The organism is Rudaea sp. 3F27F6 (genome assembly GCF_005503555.1).
GTDB lineage: Bacteria > Pseudomonadota > Gammaproteobacteria > Xanthomonadales > Rhodanobacteraceae > Rudaea.
The window spans coordinates 84,504-102,210 of record NZ_SCNG01000002.1 but is presented as its reverse complement, the minus strand read 5'-3'; the positions used below and the strand labels follow the sequence as shown (position 1 = coordinate 102,210).

Genomic DNA, 17,707 nt, shown 5'->3' with positions numbered 1-17,707 from the left:
CATTCGCCGCGGCAATCCACGGCACGGGCTGCGCCTACGTGCAGGGTTGATCGTCCGAACCTAAATGTGTGAAGGAAGAGTTATGAATCTATATTTTCGGGATATTGGATCGTCCGGCATTCGCGGCTCGGCTGCGCGCCATGCTCTTGGTGTAACCGGCGCCGTCGCGAGAGCGTTGCGCGGTACCGGAAAATCGGTTGCCGCAACGACGGTATTCGCATGTATCGGTGCCGGTGCCAGTTTCGCCGTATACGCTGCTCCCGTGTCGGATACGACAAGGCCCGCATCTTCGGCCGATGCGTCCAATTTCGCTTATGCGTTCCCGTTGACCTCGACCTCTTCGCTGGGCAAGGTGAGTGTGACCGTCTCGCCGAAGAACCCCTCGCTTCCGGCCAACGGCCGGCAAAAGTTTTTCGCCGACGTTGTCGGCGGGGCGACGCGCGAGGTGACCTGGATGGTGAACGGCGTGCCCGGTGGCGCGCCGAGCATCGGCACCATCGATGAAGCGGGGAATTACCAGGCGCCAGCCGGCGAGCCGGGCAGCGTAAAGGCTTCGATCGTCGCGGTGTCGAAAGAAGACCCGCTGTCCTCGGGCACGACGTTGGCGTCGGTGGCCGCTCCTGCCGAAAGTGGAAATGTGTACTACGTGGCGCCGAACGGCGACGACAACTCGACAGGCCGTGCCGAGGCGCCCTGGAGGACGATCCAACATGCCGTCGATACGGTTCCTGCCGGCGCTACGATCCAGCTCGCAGGCGGCACGTACAACGAACTCGTGACCGTGACCCGGTCTGGATCGGCTTCGGCCGGCTTTATCACCGTCACATCGATCGCCGGTCAGAAGGCCACGCTCGACGGCACCGGACTGACGGGATCGTCCGGGAACCAGGGCCTCATCACCTTGAGAGACGTGAGCTACGTGCGCATCAAGGGCCTGGAATTGAAAGAGTTCGAGTCCGACTCGGCCGATCGCGTGCCGGCCGGTATCTATGTCGAAGGTTCGGGCAATCACATCGAGATCCGCGACAACGAGATTCACGGCATCAGGACGACGCTGGATACCTCGGCCGGCAACGCATTCGGCCTCGCGGTCTATGGAACAGGGCGCACCCCCATCAGCGACCTGATCATCGACGGCAACAAGCTGCATGACCTGATATTAGGTTACAGCGAGTCGCTGTCGGTCAACGGCAACGTGACGAGCTGGCAGGTCACGCGCAATACCATTCACGACAACAACAACATCGGCATCGATGCCATCGGACTCGAGAAGACCGCGCCGGTCAACGATCAAGCGCGAAACGGCTGGATCGCCGAAAACGATATTTACAACATCACCTCGGTGCAAAACCCGGCTTACGACAACACGCCCGCGGCCGGCGGCATCTATGTCGATGGCGGAACCCACATCACCATCGATCGCAACAGCATCCGCGCCGCGGATCTCGGCATCGAGCTGGCGAGCGAGCATGGAAACAAACTTTCGAGCTATATCGCCGTGCGCAACAATATTATCCAGGACAGCGTCGTCACCGGATTGTCGATAGGTGGCTACAAGGCGGCGGCAGGGGGCACGGAGTATTGCTCGGTGATCAACAACACCTTCGTAAACAACGACACGTCGACGTCGGGCTCGGGTGAATTCCAGATCCAGTACAACAGCAGCGACAACTGGGTCGCGAACAATATCTTCTATGCGAACGACCAGGGATTGTTCTTGAGCAGCTATGCCGCCAATGCCTGGATACCCGCAATGTTCGAGAACAATATCTACTTCACCACCGGCGGCGATTCGGCAGCGACGTGGGTGTGGAAAGGCACGACCTACCTCACCTTGGACAGCTTTCAGCAGGGAAGCAAGGCCGCGGTTCGCGGGCTGATGGCCGATCCGCTTTTCGTCAATGCAGCGCCATACCCCTTTAGAATTTCGCCCAATTCGCAGGCAGTCGCCTACGGCGTCAATAAAGGCGTGGCCGCGCAAGGTCTGCTGGACTACGCGGGATCGCCGCGTACGTCGGCCGATGGCGCAATCGATGTCGGAGCCTTGCAGCACTGAACGGATCGATCGGTGATTCCCCGGCGAATTTACCGACGATAATGGTGGAATCCGGATGCGCAGCATAGAAGCGCATCCGGTCACCTCAGTTGCGTTGCCAAGCTCGCGCTTATCCTGCGCGAGCCTTGCTCAAGTCATCCGTAATAACGATTGAATTTGGAGAGAGTCAGACTGTGCCTGTCGATACTTCCGTCCTGATTGCCGGCGCCGGTCCCACCGGCCTCACTCTCGCGTGCGAGCTGGCTCGCCGGCAGGTTCCGTTTCGCCTGATCGACGGCGCACCCGCACCGTTCAACGGCTCGCGCGGAAAGGGACTTCAACCGCGCAGCCTCGAAGTTTTCGATGACCTTGGCATCGCATCGCAAGCCGTGGCGGGTGGACGTTTCCATATGCCCATGCGCATCTACGCGGCAGACGGATATCGCGATGTCGACGTGCATGAAGGCCGTGAGCCAAGACCGGACGTGCCCTATGCCTCTTCGCTCATCATCCCGCAATGGCGGGTGGAAGATCTTCTGCGGCAGAAGCTGGGTGAATTGGGCGGTCGCGTCGAATATGCCGTATCGCTGCGCGAGTTGTCGAACGACGGAGACGGTGTGTCCGTTGTGCTGGAACATGCCGACGGCCGGAAGGAGACGGCGCGCGCGGCCTGGCTGGCAGGCTGCGACGGCGGTCGCAGCACGGTGCGCAAGCTCGCCGGCGTTTCGTTCGACGGAGAAACGCTCGATCAGCACCAGATGCTCGTCGGCGATGTCCGCGTCAGCGGTCTGGATCGCGAGCACTGGCACATCTGGCGTACTGATAAAGGTTTTCTCGCCCTCGCGCCGCTGCCGGCGACCGACCAGTTCCAGTTCCAGGCGTCGGTCGATCCGGCCTTGAGCGAGGAGCCTTCACTGGCGCTCTTTCAGCGTATCGTCGAAGAACGGAGCGGCCGTAGCGATATTCACCTGGACGAGCCGACCTGGATGTCACGCTGGCGCGCCAATATGCGCATGGTCGATCGCTACCGCGTCGGCAGGATATTCCTCGCCGGAGATGCGGCCCACGTGCATTCGCCCGCGGGCGCACAAGGCATGAATACGGGCATCCAGGATGCCTACAATCTCGGTTGGAAGCTGGCTGCGGTCGTCGGAGGAATCGACGACACCTTGCTCGATACCTATGAAGACGAACGCATGCCGGTGGCGCGCTGGGTGCTCGGCTTATCGACCAAGCTGCATTTCTCCATACTCGCAACGCAGCGCGCGGACCAGCCTCGCGATGAACAGACGCTGCAGTTGGGGATCAACTATCGGCATGGCCGACTTACGCGCGAGTACCGCACCGACGTTCATGGGCCGCAGGCCGGCGATCGCGCGCCCGATGCGCCGGCGCTTCGCGACGACCGAGGCGAGCACCGCCTGTTTGATCGCTTTCGTGGCACGCACATGACACTGCTGGCCTTCGGCACGTCGTGGGCCGGCTTGCTCGACGACATCGAGCGGGAGTTCCACGGACGTGTCCAGGTCGTATCGATCGCCGACGGCCGGACACAAGACAGTGGCGGCCATGCCGCGCGTGCTTATGGCGTAACGCGCGACACGCTTTTCGTGATCCGCCCCGACGGCTACATCGGTCTTGCCACCGAGGTCGCGGATATTTCTCCGATCGCGGCTTATCTGCGGCAATTGATCTGATCGGGTTTTCCCTGCAGGCGTTGAAGCGCCTCGTTTCATTCGCTGCCTGGCGACGCGGATCGGTCGGGAAGTTTTTCCATTACATTTTTGTGGCGGGCAGATAATATTTTTCTGTCACCACCATTTTTTTGCGCCGTATGAAACAGGTTTTAGCTCACGTTTTTCGCAAGAATAAGATTGATGAGATTCGCAGATCGTGAACGGCATTTGATTTAAATTCACGCCGCAGGATTTTGCTTGATCCGAAAGCGCCTGCCGTTACGAAATACAGTGTTGCCGGGGACGGAGATGTTTTTTTCCGCCTCGGAAGTAAGGGGGCTTTTTTAAGAAAAATTTATCGGGCTGCTCAGCCCGAGGGGGCTGTCTTGCTCTTTTTTCTTCTAAAAGAAATTCGTCATCAATGCTCAAGGACATTCTGAGTTTCCGGCTGCGGAGCGGTTGCTCGCGGGCGTCTCTTGCCGGTCGCCACATGCGCATCGGATTTCCGCCATCGATATCGAATGGCAGCGCAGCGCGCGTCGGTACCGGCACAGCCTGGTCGCACATCCGTTCTGCAACAGTGTCGTCCGCGGTGTTCCTTGCTTTTTTCAGCGTTGATTGAAAGTGGTTCCTGCAGTTGTCGTTTCGGCTTCTTCCCGCATCCGCTCTTCAAGGACTATCCATGACCAACAAGCTATGGCTTTCCGCACGATTGGCTGCCGCCTGCGCCCTGACCTTGCTCACGACGAGCCCGCAGACGCTGTCGGCCGCGCCGTCCGCATCGGCCCCGCAATACCTCGCCGACTTCCCGAATTTCAATCCGGCGCTGTCGACCCAATTGCCGGGCGACGTCGATGTGGCGCTGAAGAAGAAGCTCGAAGCCGAGAAGAAGTTCGCCGACGTGCAGCGCGCGTTCGATCTGTGGTCGTGGCAGGCATTCCTTGCCTTGAATTGGCCGACCAACAACAAGGGCGAGTTCGCGCCTTCGATCAACGACACGAGCTTCGGTGCGCCGAAATGGACCACGTGGTACGAGAGCACGAACATCTTCCGCGAAGACGGCGGTGAACCCGTCGCGTGCTACAAGAAAAACAATGGTGTGCAGGCGTATTCCCTGACCCGCGACGTGAATCTGCCGGCGGCGCGCGATCTCAAGCCGTTCGCGCTGCCGAAGGATTTCGACAAACGCCGCGTCCGCCTGCTCGGCAACATCTCCGCCGTCGGCGACCGCAGCCCGCTGACCAAAGCCGACGCCAAGCGCAGGCATGCGCAGGACCTGAGCGAGATCACGCAGGCGTTCACCGCGCCGCTGATCGACCAGAACGGCAACTTCGTGTTCTATGAAATCCAGATGGACCCGAACGAAGTCGGCTACATCTGCAACAACAAGCTCTACAACATCAACGGCCAGATCGCGTTCACCGGCGGCAGCCCGGACAAATCGGCCGACCTGCCGCGCGGCGTCGACGTCAAGGACGGCAGCGGCTCCTGGGAGTTGAAGCTCGCCTGGCGCATTCTCGCCAAGACCGACGACAAGGCGCGCTATCTGTGGACGGACGCGATCGTGCCGACGACCAACGGCCAATGCCCCGACGGCTCGAAGCCGGCCAACGGCCAGTGCCCGGTACAGGTCGGCCTCGTCGGCATGCACATCGGCCACAAATCGGAAAGCTCGCCGCAATGGATCTGGTCGACGTTCGAACAAGTCGACAACATATCGGTGAACAACGTCGCTCACCCCGCGCTCAAGCCGTCGTTCTTCGATCCGAACTGCCCGATCTGCGTGCCGAACCAGCCGCCGGCGCAGAACGCCGATGGAAGCTGGGCGACTTCGCCGCCGACCCAGGTGTCGCGCGCGATTCCGATTCCGGCCGATAAGGTTGCGCTCAACGATCAGGCCCAAGTCGCGCTCAACAAGGCCGGCACCGCGCTGCGCTACTACCAACTGATCGATTCGCAGTGGCCGACCGAACCGTCGGTGGCGCCGACCAATCCGGCAACGGGCCTGCCCGGCGCGATCGAGAACAAGCCCGGCGGCAATCCGACGCCGGTGTTCCTGACCAACATCACGATGGAGACCTACTTCCAGGTCGGCGTGCAGGCGGCCTGCAACCAGGAAGAAACGCAGAACTGTCCCGCCGCGCATTGGCTGACCGCGAATCAGAAGGCAACGAAGATGCCGGCCGACACGACCTCTGTGTTCGCGAGCGAAAGCTGCATGGGCTGCCATTCGTCCGCCGGCCTCTACATCACGCCGACGACGACCAGCGGCCAGTTGCGCGCCGATTTCTCCTGGCTGTTCGCACAGAAGGCGCAGTTGGCGAAGACGCCGAAATAGCAGGCACTCCGCGTTCGCGGCGCACGCCGATGCGCCGCGAACGTGTTCTCCGGTTCAACGCGGCGATGCGCCAGCGCGAAGGGTCACTCTATGGCAGCCACCACGGCCTCACCGAAATCCAAGGCAGCGGCAACGCGCTACGCGCAGGTCAAGGGCATTCTTGCCGCCGCAGCGGCCGGTGCGCAGGCCGACTACGGCAATGGGCAAGTCGCATTTTGGGACCTGCCGTATGCCGACTTGCTGACGTTCAAGCTGTTCGGCGTTCGCCTGATCGCGGACGTCGCGCCGCCTTCGTGCTGTGCGTCCGAGGCGAAACCCTGGTGCCGCAGCGACGCCTCGGGATTGATCCGCGGCCTGCGCGCCGAGGCGCCGTTCGACGGCACGCGCTTTCCGCGCCTGCCGTGGAACGGCAAGCCGGTCGCGCAGGAAGACATCCAGTTCATTGCCGCGTGGATCGACGACGGTTGTCCGGAAGACGATCGCATCAACACGGTCGAACTCGCGCCCGACGGCGACCCCGCGATCATTCAGCACGTGTTCGCGCGCGAGATCGCCGAGTTCGAAGCGATCTCCGGAGTGGGGCGGCGCAAGGGCTACCGGCAGGGTGAACTGCGCCAGCGCCCGAATCTGGATTGCATGAGCGATACCGAAGTCGATCAGTACCGCTCTGCGTTCCGTGCGATCTACGCGTTGGACAAATTCCCCGAGGACCGCCGCAGCTACAACAATCAGGCGCTGATCCATCAGAATCACTGCCAGCACGGCTGGGAGCGCTTCCTGCCTTGGCATCGCGCTTATCTTTACGAGTTCGAGCAGAACCTGCAGGACTTCTTTCCCGATCTGGCGCTGCCGTACTGGGACTGGACCATGTCGCAGTACTGGCACAACGGCACGCCGCAGGACGGCTGCGTGATTCCGGCGTCGTTCAAAGCCTATCTGACCTTGCCGGCCGCGGAAAAGCTGATCGATCAGCTCGGCCTGGGCAAGCAGAGCAAACAAGGCAAAGCATTCCTCGATCTGGCGAAGGAACACAAGCGGTTCACCTCGCAGCACGATTTTTTCTGCTACGTGATCAACACGATCGGCTTCACCGACGTCACGCCGGCGCCGGCCGATCGCAATCGGCGCTGCATGATCGACGCCCTGGTCGACTCGAATGCACTCTGGTATCCGCTGCGCTATCCGGCCGAGTATCAGAATTCGGCAGGGCAGAGCGGCACCATCAATCAAGTCATCCATTATCACTATCCGTCGCCGAACGACATGGCCCAGATCACCGGCCTCAACAACTTCCGTGATTTCGGCGGCGGCAATGCGTACAACGCGGCATTCGGCTTTCTCGATCAGAACCCGCACAACACGATGCATATCTGGACCGGCGGCATGAACCCGGACCAGGGCAAGAGCGCCTACGCCTGCGGCATGTCGGCGTTGACCGCGACGGCGGCCGCGGGCGACGCGGGCGAACTCGGCGAGCGCCGCAACGCGATGGTGCGCGCCTCGGGCCGTGCGTTCCACACGCGCGAAGACATGTACTTGCAGCCGGCGTTCGGCGACATGTTCAGCAACCTCACCGCGTCGTACGACCCGGTGTTCTGGCCGATCCACGTCAACGTCGATCGCCTCTGGTGGGAGTGGCAGAAGCGCAATCCGAACAACGAACCGGCCGATCTCGATTCGGTGCTGTCGCCGTGGAGCTACACGATCCGCGACACGCTCAACGCCGAACGCTTCGGCTACGAGTACGTGCGCAGTTCGTTCTTTATTCCGGTCGGCATGGAAACGCCGGTCGGCCGCTTCATTTCCAAGCCAATCACGGTCAACGCAGGCGTCAAGGCGTTCACCAAGGCCGAGCTGCGCCTGCACTGGGTTCCGCAACTGGCGCGTTCCTGCTTCATTCGCGTGTTCCTCAATCAGCCCGGCGCCGATGCGTCGACGCCGATTCACGACAACCCGCACTATGCCGGCTACCTCGCCGTATTCGGCCACGGCGCCTGTTACGGCGGCCCGGGGCATTGCGATCTGCCGCCGTCGCGCGCGCGCGATTTCGACGTGCGTCCGCGTAACCACAACACACCACGCAACCACCGCATCGACGTCAGCGCCTGCGCGCGCGAGCTGCTGAAGAAATCGGATTCGCTGCAGATCACCTTGCTCGTGATCGGCGTCGACTATCGCGAGGAGACCGACCTGCTGCGCATGGAAGGCGTCTCGCTCAACTTCCTCGACTGACCCAGGGAGTATCGACCGTGCCAAGCTACAAGATTCATCCCGGCGTCGGCATTGCGCGGCTGGGCAACAGCGAGAACGATTTCTATCTGGCGCCGGAAACGCCGGCAGGCCGGCCGCAGGAATGCGATTCGCTCGGCAACCCGGTCTACGGCGCCGACGGCGTGACGCCGCGTTACGTCGCGCACTACAAAGATGCGGAAGGACGCGTGAAGCGCCAGGCGGCGCGCTTCCAGATTTACGTCTACGACGAGCAGAGTCCACAGGGGCGCCCGCTCAAGCTCGGCGATCGCATCGAAGGCGGCGGGAATACCGGCACTCTGGTCGACATCCGCTGGCGCGTCTGGCTCGCCAACAAGAAGGCCTGCTGGTTCCGCTTCAACGCGACCGAGGGCGAACACGGCTATCCGCCGGACGCGCCGCGGCGCAATGCGAAGATCGAAGGCGATGCCCGCACGCAGCTGATCATCGACCCGGGTCCGCGCATCGTCAACGCGACCGACAAGCGCCGCGCGCGCTTCGACCGCAGCGGCGAAGGCGCCTATGCGACCACGTTCCCGCCGCAGAATCTGCAACCGTTCTCGATCGACACGCTCGGCGAGATGATGACCGACAACAGCGGGCGGCTGATCGTCCTCGGCGGACACGGCCGTTCCGGCAGCGACACGCGCAACCCGGCCGGCCCGCAGATCGCCGACTACGCGAACAACGACGGCTGGTTCGACGACACCGCGGACGGTCCGGTGACGGCGCGCCTGGTCATGTTCTCCGAGGAAGTGCAGAAGCTGCGCTATGTCGACGTCGAATACCCGGCCTGGGTCGTCGCCGGCTATCCGCGCTTCGTGCCCGAAATTCTCGACATGGTCACCGCCGACGATGTGATGCACGATCTGGCATTGCGCCAGTTCGCGGCCGATACCGAACTTTACGGCGCGCTCGGCACGTTCGACGATCCGCAGTGCATCGACGCGCACAACGCCGGACAGCTCGCGCACTGGAAAGCGTCGCGGCTGACCTGGAACAAGGCTTATCGGCCCTGGTTCTTCCGCGACATCTGGCCGATCCTCTATCGGCCGGACGAATTCCGCTGGCTCACCGACGCGCTCGGGCAGTCGAACTTTCCGCACGACCAGCAGAACCGCGGTACCTTCGATCCTTACAAACTCTGCGTCGCGCCGCAGTACTTCGCCTCGCAGGAAGAACGCGACGCGGCGCGCCCGCAGATGCTGTTGCGCGCCAATGCGAATCAGGGCGAAGCGGCGTTCGAAACCGCTCGCCGCAGTGACGGCCCCGACGCGCAAGGCCGCTGGATCCGCGACGACTATCGCGCGATGCGCACCTTCCTGTTCGATCTGCTGCGCCTGCCCGGCGAAGAAAACGAGTTCAAAGTCGTCGACCGCATCAGCAGCCGCGTGCACAACCTGCCGTTGATGCCCTTGTTGTGCGGCGACAATCCGCTGACGAACTCGGCACCGTCGAAATTCCTGCGCCTGACCGACTATCAGCTGTTCATCCTCAAGCAATGGGCGGACGGCCGCTTCATTGACGACAAGGCGATGGGCTGGCTGCCGCCCGGTTATTCGCCGTTCCTGCCTTACGCGACGATTCCGCCGCCGCGCAGCGGACGCGAACTCGATCGCGACGTGCTCAGCAACGTGCTCGGCGGCGCGTTCTGTCCCGGCGGCGAGATCGGCTGGCTGCTGCGCAATCCGTCGATCTATTGGGAACCTTACCGGGTCAAGGCCGACCGCACGCTTTCGGATTTCTTCCAGACCGCGGCGCAGGCGAACCAGGTTTCGACCGGCAACGACATTGCCGATTTCACCTATTCGATGGACAACCCGCTGAGCCAGAACAACGATTTCGACACGGGCCTGCAGCCGGGCGATCTGACCAAGTCGATGGCGCTGCCGTGGCAGGCCGATTTCAACGAATGCTCGACGCAAAACATCGACATCACCTACGCCGACTGGAACAACCTCTATCCGGAGAGCGTCGGCGACACGCGTCTCGCGGCGAGCCGCAAGGTCTGGGAAACGCTGTGGTGGCCCGCGCACCGCCCGCTGCAAGTCTGGGAAAACATCGGCGGCGGCAATCTCTCGCAACTGGACTGGAGCCGCGGTGTGCCGCAGACCAACGCGGGCGACCTGAAGATGGTCAGCGAGTGGTCGAAGTTGCCGTTCGTCGTGCCGAATCCTGCGTTGACGCCCGAGCAGCGCCGCCAGGCTTCTTCCGATCTCGCCTCGCCGAAATTCGTCGCGGCCGAACGCAACTGAGTTCACTCGAAGGAAGCTCTTCTTCCGATCATCCTTGGAACTTCATTGGAGCGCATATGAGCAGCAGCAATCCCTTCGTCGGCAGTTGGACTTATCGCAGCCTGTTGAACGATCCCGACGGCAAAATCGATTTCGACAAACTCGAATTCGGTCTCGGTACGATCGTCATCGAGGAGGCGCCGAGCGAGATATTGAAAGGCACGATCGGCGACGGCTCGACCTGGCAGCTCACGCTCAAGGGTTCGCGCCAATACGGCACGCCGGGGCGCGCGCGCTTTCAGGGCGTCGGCGTCGTCGGCGGCGAGAAGTGGATCTACGACTACGAGTGCTACCTCGTGCCGCACTGGCCCAACGGCGTCGATCAGCGTGCCGCCCTTGTCGGCTCGGTGATTCGCACCATCCCGCACTCCGGCGGCGAGCCGGGCACGGTCGCGCCGGCCGGCGTGGTGGCCTCGTTCTACGCGGTCAGAAGCGACTGAGCAATTGGCCGACTTCGACGTTCTGATCGCCGGCGGCGGTCCGGGCGGCTGCGCCGCAGCCATCTCGCTGCGCAACTATGCGCCGGCGCTGCGCGTCTGCGTCGCCGATCCCGGCACGCGGAGTCCGCGCAATCTCGGCGAGACCTTGCCGCCGCAGGCCGGCGTATTTCTCGATCACCTCGGTATTCGCGAACGCTTCGTCGGCGACGGTCACGTGCGTGCGTATCGCACCGAATCGGCATGGGGCAGCGAACACCCGATCGCGAACGAATTCCTCTACGGTGTACATCAGTGCGGGTGGCGTCTCGATCGCGAACGCTTCGATGCGCTGCTCGCGCAGACTGCACGTGAGCGCGGCGTCGACTGGCGGCGCGATCACGTGGCGTCGGTGACGCGGCTCGACGAAGGCTGGGCGGTTCGCTTCCGCGACGGCGGCTGCCATACGGCGCGTTTCCTCGTCGATGCGACCGGCCGCAATGCGAGCCTGTGCCGTCAGCTCGGCATCGTCACGCGCCGCGATGATCGATTGATCGCGAGCGTCGTACGCTTTGCTCCGCAAGCCGAGCCGATCGACCTGACGGTCGAGCCGTGCGCGGACGGGTGGTGGTATGCGACCGCGTTGGCGGACCGCACGCGCGTACTCGCCTGCATGAGCGACAGCGATATCGTGCGCGAGCAGGGTCTGGCCGGTCTCGACGGCTGGCTGCAACGTCTCGATGCGACCCGGTGCATGCGCGCGCTTGCGGCCGGGCTGACGCCGCTGGAGGCTCCGCAGCTTTATCCGGCTGCGTCGTTGCACCGTTCCGTGCCGGCGGCGTTGCCCATGCTTGCGGTGGGCGATGCCGCATCGGCGTTCGATCCCTTGTCCTCGCAAGGCATCGCCAAAGCATTGCGCTCCGGCGTGTTCGCCTCTTACGCCGTGGCCGATTCGCTGCTGCGCGGCGACGAGCGCGGCCGCACACGTTACCGCGATTTCATCGCCGACGAGTTTACCGGCTATCGAGAGACGCTTGCGCAATACTACGGCCGTGAACGGCGCTGGTCGGATCGGCCGTTCTGGCAAAGGCGTCATGCAAACGAGGGAGCATCGGGTCCACCGCAATTGACCGACCGGCGCGAATCGGAGCAGATGCGCGCTCTACGGCAGGTCGCTTGATACCGGTTCGATCCGTATAAGCGATTCGGCGATGGTCTCGCCGAATCTGCGGCGCAGAAACTGTCGCGGCATTTTCGATGTTTGCTATGGCGTGGCGCCGAGCAGCGGCGTCCCCTCCGGTTCTGCCTTGCGCATCGCGCGCTGATAGGCGGGGCGTGCGCCGATTCGCTGAAGATAGGCGAGGATGTTCGGCCACGGCGAGAGATCGTATGGATTGAACTCGCGCATCGTTGTCAGCGAGAACACCGTCATAATGTCCGCCGCGGTCAGCTCCTCGCCGGCGAGATAAGGTGCGTCGCCCAGACGCTGCTCGATCGTCGCGAATACCCGATGGAACCGCGCCTGCATTCTGTGCAGCGCGGCATTGTGTTCGGACGGATCGGCACGCTGCAGCAGCCACGTCTGCAGCACGAGCGGCTGCAAGGTTCCGTTGGCGAAGTGAAACCAGTAGAGATAGTCGGCGAATCCGGGCAGATCTTTGCTTACGGCAAGCCGTCCGTTGCCATGGGTGGCGATCAGATACTCGACGATCGCCGCGGATTCGCCGAGCACGAGCGCGCCGTCGGTGATGACCGGCGCGGTGCCGAGCGGATGCAGTGCCTGATATTCCGGCGGTGCCATGCGGTTGTCTTGGCGGCGCTCGTATCGCTTCAACTCGTATTCGAGTCCGAGCTCTTCGCAAAGCCAGACAATGCGTTCCGATTGGGAGCGGCCGAGATGATGAACAGTCAGTGGATAGTTGGTCATGAGCGCAATGGATCGTTGACGGTGCGCTCAATGTACGGCCCAGTCTTTCGGAATGCTTGCCGGTACTTCTTTACTTCTTGCCCGATCCTCTCAGTGTGGACAGAAACATACGAAAGCGCTGCTAGACTCGCCGCATGAATCTTGCCGATCTCGCCGAACTTGCCACGCGCCGGCTCCCGAGCCCGAATGGCCATGCGAGCCAATATCTGCGCCCTCTGAACAATCTCGGCATTCTCCGTCACCATCGGCCGACTTCGTTTGAAGCTGCGATCTACGATCCTGTCGTTATCCTGATCCTCCAGGGGCGAAAAGAAACCGTGCTCGGCACCGATTCGTATCCGATGCACGTGGGCGAGTGTCTGCTCGTCAGTCACGATCTTCCGGTGATCGCGCGTGTCACCAAGACCCCGTACACGGCGCTGATCTTCGATGTCGAGCTGGACACGCTGCGCGAACTCTATGATGCGTTGGCCGAAGCGCCGCTTCCGGCTGCACCGGCTCGCTCACTCGCGGTGCATCGCTGCGATGCCGAACTCGTCGATGCGTTTCATCGCTATCTTGCACTCGCGGGCAGGCAGACGGATGCCGCGGTGCTCGCGCCGCTGGTCTCGCGCGAAATTCATTATCGGCTCGCGACCGCACCGTTCGGCGGCATGCTGCGCGACCTGATCCGTCGCGACAGCCATGCCAGTGCCGTCGCGCGCGCGATTGCGCAACTGCGGCGCGACTTTCGATCGCCCGTCGAGATTCCCGGGCTCGCGCGCAGCGTCGGCATGAGTGCGTCCTCGTTTCACAAGCATTTCAAGGCGATCACCGCGTCGTCGCCGCTTCAGTATCGCAAGGGGCTGCAACTCCTGGAGGCCCGCCGCCTGTTGCGTGCCGGCACGCTGCCGGTTTCCGCGGCCGCATTCGAAGTCGGCTACGAGAGCGCGGCGCAGTTCAGCCGTGACTACGCGCGCAAATTCGGCGCGTCGCCGAAGCACGACATTCCGCAAACCTGATCGCTGTCCTGGATGGACGGTGCTGCGATCAAGATGTTTAGTGAGCGCATAGTGCGCGTCGGAGCGTCGCTCCCGCTTCTTGGGTATAGCGCAGATCGCACGCACTCCCGGCCCGAGATGGTTAAAGCTCGCGCGGTTCGAGTGCTTTGTTCGAGCGCGAAAGCTCGGCCTCCTGACTCGGAGACCGACCGAAGTTCCTGCGGTATTCGCGGCTGAACTGCGATGCGCTGTCGTAGCCGACGTCGATCCCGATTTCACTTACGCGCGCAACGCCGGAGAGGATACGCCGCCGGGCTTCTTCCAATCGGATTTCGCGCCGGTATTCAAGCGGCGTCATCGCCGTGATCGCCTTGAAATGACGATGCAGCGAGGTCGCGCTCATGCCGACGAAGGACGCGAGGTCGTCCACACGAAACGGCTTGTGGTAGTTGTCGCGCAGCCAACGCGTTGCGCGGCTGACCTGCATCAGGTTCGGATCGTTGACCAGACGGGACACAATCGGACCGAACGCGCCTTGCAAGAGGCGGTAGACAATCTCACGCTCGATCATCGGCGCAAGCACGGCGGCGTCCTCCGGCCGATCGAGAATGCTCAGCAATCGGGTCATCGGGTCGATCAGTTCCTGCGTCAATGGACCCGTGGCAAGCCCGGACGCGTCGCCTTTTGATATCTCTCTTTTCGGCATCGTCGACCAGACTTCGGCGACGCAAAGGCGGTCGAGCGTCAATGTCAGCGCAAGATGCGGCTTCTCGGGGCGTGCCGCGGTGACGTAAGCCGTCACCGGAAGATCGGCCGTGGCGATCAGGCACTGCGACGGCCCTGCGTCGTAGACCGATCGTCCGATCATCACGCGCTTGCGGCCTTGCAGCACGACGCAAATACGCGGGTCGTACATGCTGCGCACCGGCTTGGTCGGACGCGGGCAGTTGAAAAGCGTGACGTTGGGCAACGAGGTCGCCTGACGCGGCTGTTGGCAATGCCGCAGTACAAGTCGATGAAGCGCCGATAGCGGGTTTGCAGACATGCGAGAGCGGAGATCGAAGTTAGTTTGCAAGCGGCGCTGATGAAAAGCGCCTGGCAGGATCGTGCAAGACATTGGCCTTTATCGGCTAACGCCCAAGTCGTCGGCGCGCCATCATGGCATGGACATTTTGTACCAAGAGAGGGCGCAACGATGAAAGCTTTTCCTGAAGACGCAGTATGGTTCGTAACCGGCAGTTCTTCCGGCTTGGGCCGCGAGATTGCCAGACTGGCACTGACGCGCGGCTGGCGCGTCGTATTGGCCGCACGCGAGCCGAGTGCGTTGGCAGGCCTGGCGAGCCAATATCCCGATACGGCCATGACCGTCCGCCTCGATGTCACTGAGCCGGTATCGATCGTCGCGGCGGTCGAAGCGGCCGAGGCAAAGTTCGGTCGCATCGACGTGTTGGTGAATGCAGCGGGCTATGGCTATCTCGCCGCGATCGAGGAAGGCGAAGAACACGCCATTCGCGCGCAATTCGAAACCAATGTCTTTGGCTTGCTCGCGGTCACGCGGGCCGTGCTGCCCGGAATGCGCGCGCGCCGCAGCGGTCATATCGTGAACTTTTCTTCACTCGGCGGTCTGGTCGCGTTTGCCGCAACCGGTTATTACCACGCGACGAAATTCGCCGTCGAAGCGCTGTCCGAATCGCTTTCGCACGAGGTTGGACCGCTCGGCATCGGCGTCATGATCGTCGAGCCGGGCGCTTTTCGCACCGAGTGGGCCGGGCGCTCGATGATTGCCTCCGATACGGTGATCGACGATTACGCGGCGACGGCCGGCAAGCGTCGCGAGATGACGAAAGCGGTGTCCGGCAATCAACCGGGCGATCCGGCCAAGGGGGCCGCGGCGGTGATCGCCGCGCTGGAGTCGGATAGTCCCCCGTTGCGCCTGTTGCTTGGCAAGTCGGCACTCGATGTCGCGCTCAAACGTCTCGATGCGCTGCGTATGAATTTTGAAGCGTGGCGCGACGTCAGCGAAGGAACCGACTTCCCCATGGCATGACGAACCACGCAGGGTTCGGTTCGCACGTGGAAGCGATCAGGCGATCTGTCTAGCGAATCGTTCCAGCCAGAGGAAATTGGCGAGCGGCGCGGTCAGGCCCTCCGCCTGCGTGGTGGCGGCCTCGTTGAGCAAGGCGAGCGCCGCCCTCTGGTCGACGAGGCCGAGGTCGGCCAGTGCACAGTGGCGCAATTGTGCGGCAATCGTTTGCGCCTGCTGCACGATCAGCTTCGGCAGAACGCGGGCGAATGTTTCCTTGAGATAACCGTGCGGAAAAACTTCCTCGCCCAAATGCGTTTGCAGGTATTCCCGCATCAGCGCTCGGCCGTGCCGGTTTTGCGGCGCCAGACGATGACAAAACGCAGCCAGACTCGGATCGCTCAACGGATTGACCGGCCAGAAGCCGCGGCCGAGCAGGTACGGCGTTTGACAGGCGTGAGCGAGCAGGGCGGAGACCGGCACCGGACTCGCCGGCGCGTCGAAGGCGCGCAGCGAGCGAGCCGCGTTGCGCGCACGCGGCGTGAGCAACAACTCGGCGCGGCGCCTGGCCTCGGTAATCATTCGGTTTTCGCCGCGGCCGTCCGCATGCACTTCGTTGCGAAATTTTGGAAACAGCTCGTCGCCGCCCAGGCCGGTGAAAAGCAGGTCGCATCCCTGAGCGCGCGCCGAATCCCAGAGATTTTCAAACGCCTCGAGATAGAACTCCCAGCGTGGATACGATTTCTTGTTTTCGCTCGGCTGCAGATCGAGACTCGGCAGGAACTCGTCCATTTCTATGGACTCGTCACGCAAGCCGAGTCTCTGCACGATTCGCTGCCGGCGCTCGATCTGCGCTTCGCGGAACGTACCGTTCATCAGAATGCCCCGGCTGGCGACCGGCCCATGCGCGGCACGCAAAGCGCAAGCGACGGAAGCCGAATCCATGCCGCCGCTCAGTTCGAGTGCAACCTGCGCGGGCGTGACGGCACGCATCGACACCGAGTGCCGCAGCAGTTCGCCGAAAGACTGCAGATCGTCATCATTCTGCCGATCGAGCGGCTCGGGCGTCTTGGCTGCGTCAGGGTATTGGTAGTGCGCTTTTTCGCGCGTCACATAGAACGACGAGCGTTCCGTCAGCAGCACGATGCCGCTGCAGATTTGCCGCGCCGAATAGCAGGCATTGAGCGCAAGGTAGTGGCTGGCCGTTTCCGCATCTACGGTCAGCGATCGAGAAAGGAAATCGGCGAAATCCCAACTGATCGTCAGTCGGTCACTGTCGGCTTGGCAGTACACCGGCGCCGTGCCGAATACGCCGCAGCGCACGCGAATGCGGCCGCCCGCGGGCGCGACTTCGATCATCACGTAGTCCAGCGGCCACAACAGACACTCTCGATATAGACGATGGTAGTGTTCCGCGTCTGCGCAGATGACGTTCGAGATTCTGCCGGCCGAGCGCCGGTCGGAGTCAGCCATGCGTTCGCGAACGATGACGAACCATTGTCCGTCGCCGCCGACGAGCAGTGCTTCGAGCGCCGCGTGAAAAAAAGGCGCGATGCGGCTTTCGCCGAGCGTCAGGACATCGTTCTGCCACTGCGGCGCAGCGGCAAGGTCGGAGAATGCAAGGTCAGCTTTGAGCATGCCGGGCGCAGCTGTGCGGAGCCGATCGGAAATTCACATGGCGCTCCGCTGCGAGCCGCTGCGACGCGTAACAAAAATGCCGCCTCTTTGCTCGAGGCGGCATCTTTTTATTCGAACCGGCTGATGGGGA

Annotated in this window: 12 protein-coding genes; 9 read left to right on the top strand and 3 right to left on the bottom strand. The window is 62.6% G+C overall.

Annotated elements, in window-relative coordinates; all coding sequences use genetic code 11:
- The first annotated feature begins 262 nt into the window (after nt 1-262).
- From FFS30_RS08370 to FFS30_RS08340, 7 genes are all read left to right on the top strand, one after another.
- A complete protein-coding gene (locus FFS30_RS08370; RefSeq protein WP_171014508.1) occupies nt 263-2,056 on the top strand; it encodes a right-handed parallel beta-helix repeat-containing protein in 1,794 nt (597 codons plus the stop codon).
- Between the two features lie 173 nt (nt 2,057-2,229).
- Nucleotides 2,230-3,732 (top strand): FAD-dependent monooxygenase, encoded by a 1,503-nt coding sequence (locus FFS30_RS08365; RefSeq protein ID WP_212742433.1) that lies wholly within the window; start codon nt 2,230-2,232, stop codon nt 3,730-3,732.
- 661 nt (nt 3,733-4,393) lie between these two features.
- Nucleotides 4,394-6,049 carry a hypothetical protein gene (locus FFS30_RS08360; RefSeq protein WP_137912697.1) on the top strand — a complete coding sequence of 552 codons (1,656 nt, stop codon included), beginning with the start codon at nt 4,394-4,396 and terminating at the stop codon, nt 6,047-6,049.
- Between the two features lie 90 nt (nt 6,050-6,139).
- The gene (locus tag FFS30_RS08355) at nt 6,140-8,281 is read left to right on the top strand and encodes a tyrosinase family protein (RefSeq protein WP_137912696.1); all 2,142 of its coding nucleotides are present in this window, start codon (nt 6,140-6,142) and stop codon (nt 8,279-8,281) included.
- Nucleotides 8,282-8,298: 17 nt separating this feature from the next.
- Complete coding sequence (locus tag FFS30_RS08350) at nt 8,299-10,554, top strand: LodA/GoxA family CTQ-dependent oxidase (RefSeq protein ID WP_137912695.1); 2,256 nt, start codon at nt 8,299-8,301, stop codon at nt 10,552-10,554.
- Nucleotides 10,555-10,610: 56 nt separating this feature from the next.
- The gene (locus tag FFS30_RS08345; RefSeq protein ID WP_137912694.1) at nt 10,611-11,033 is read left to right on the top strand and encodes a hypothetical protein; all 423 of its coding nucleotides are present in this window, start codon (nt 10,611-10,613) and stop codon (nt 11,031-11,033) included.
- A gap of 4 nt (nt 11,034-11,037) precedes the next feature.
- Entirely contained in the window at nt 11,038-12,189 is a 1,152-nt protein-coding gene (locus FFS30_RS08340) for a tryptophan 7-halogenase (RefSeq protein ID WP_137912693.1), read from the top strand.
- 84 nt (nt 12,190-12,273) lie between these two features.
- On the opposite strand, the gene FFS30_RS08335 is transcribed toward FFS30_RS08340, so the two are convergent.
- The gene (locus FFS30_RS08335) at nt 12,274-12,936 is read right to left on the bottom strand and encodes a glutathione S-transferase family protein (RefSeq protein WP_137912692.1); all 663 of its coding nucleotides are present in this window, start codon (nt 12,934-12,936) and stop codon (nt 12,274-12,276) included.
- Between the two features lie 134 nt (nt 12,937-13,070).
- Between FFS30_RS08335 and FFS30_RS08330 the strand changes: the two genes are divergently transcribed.
- Entirely contained in the window at nt 13,071-13,937 is an 867-nt protein-coding gene (locus FFS30_RS08330) for an AraC family transcriptional regulator (protein ID WP_137912691.1), read from the top strand.
- A 121-nt stretch (nt 13,938-14,058) separates the two neighbouring features.
- Here FFS30_RS08330 and FFS30_RS08325 read toward each other — a convergent pair whose 3' ends face one another.
- Nucleotides 14,059-14,886: an AraC family transcriptional regulator gene (locus tag FFS30_RS08325; RefSeq protein WP_171014507.1), complete on the bottom strand. Its 828-nt coding sequence runs from the start codon at nt 14,884-14,886 to the stop codon at nt 14,059-14,061.
- Between the two features lie 99 nt (nt 14,887-14,985).
- Here FFS30_RS08325 and FFS30_RS08320 point away from each other — a divergent pair, with 99 nt between their 5' ends.
- On the top strand, nt 14,986-15,963 hold the full coding sequence (locus tag FFS30_RS08320; RefSeq protein WP_212742432.1) for an oxidoreductase: 978 nt from the start codon (nt 14,986-14,988) through the stop codon (nt 15,961-15,963).
- Between the two features lie 36 nt (nt 15,964-15,999).
- Here FFS30_RS08320 and FFS30_RS08315 read toward each other — a convergent pair whose 3' ends face one another.
- Entirely contained in the window at nt 16,000-17,577 is a 1,578-nt protein-coding gene (locus FFS30_RS08315; RefSeq protein ID WP_137912689.1) for an asparagine synthase-related protein, read from the bottom strand.
- Nucleotides 17,578-17,707: the final 130 nt, after the last annotated feature.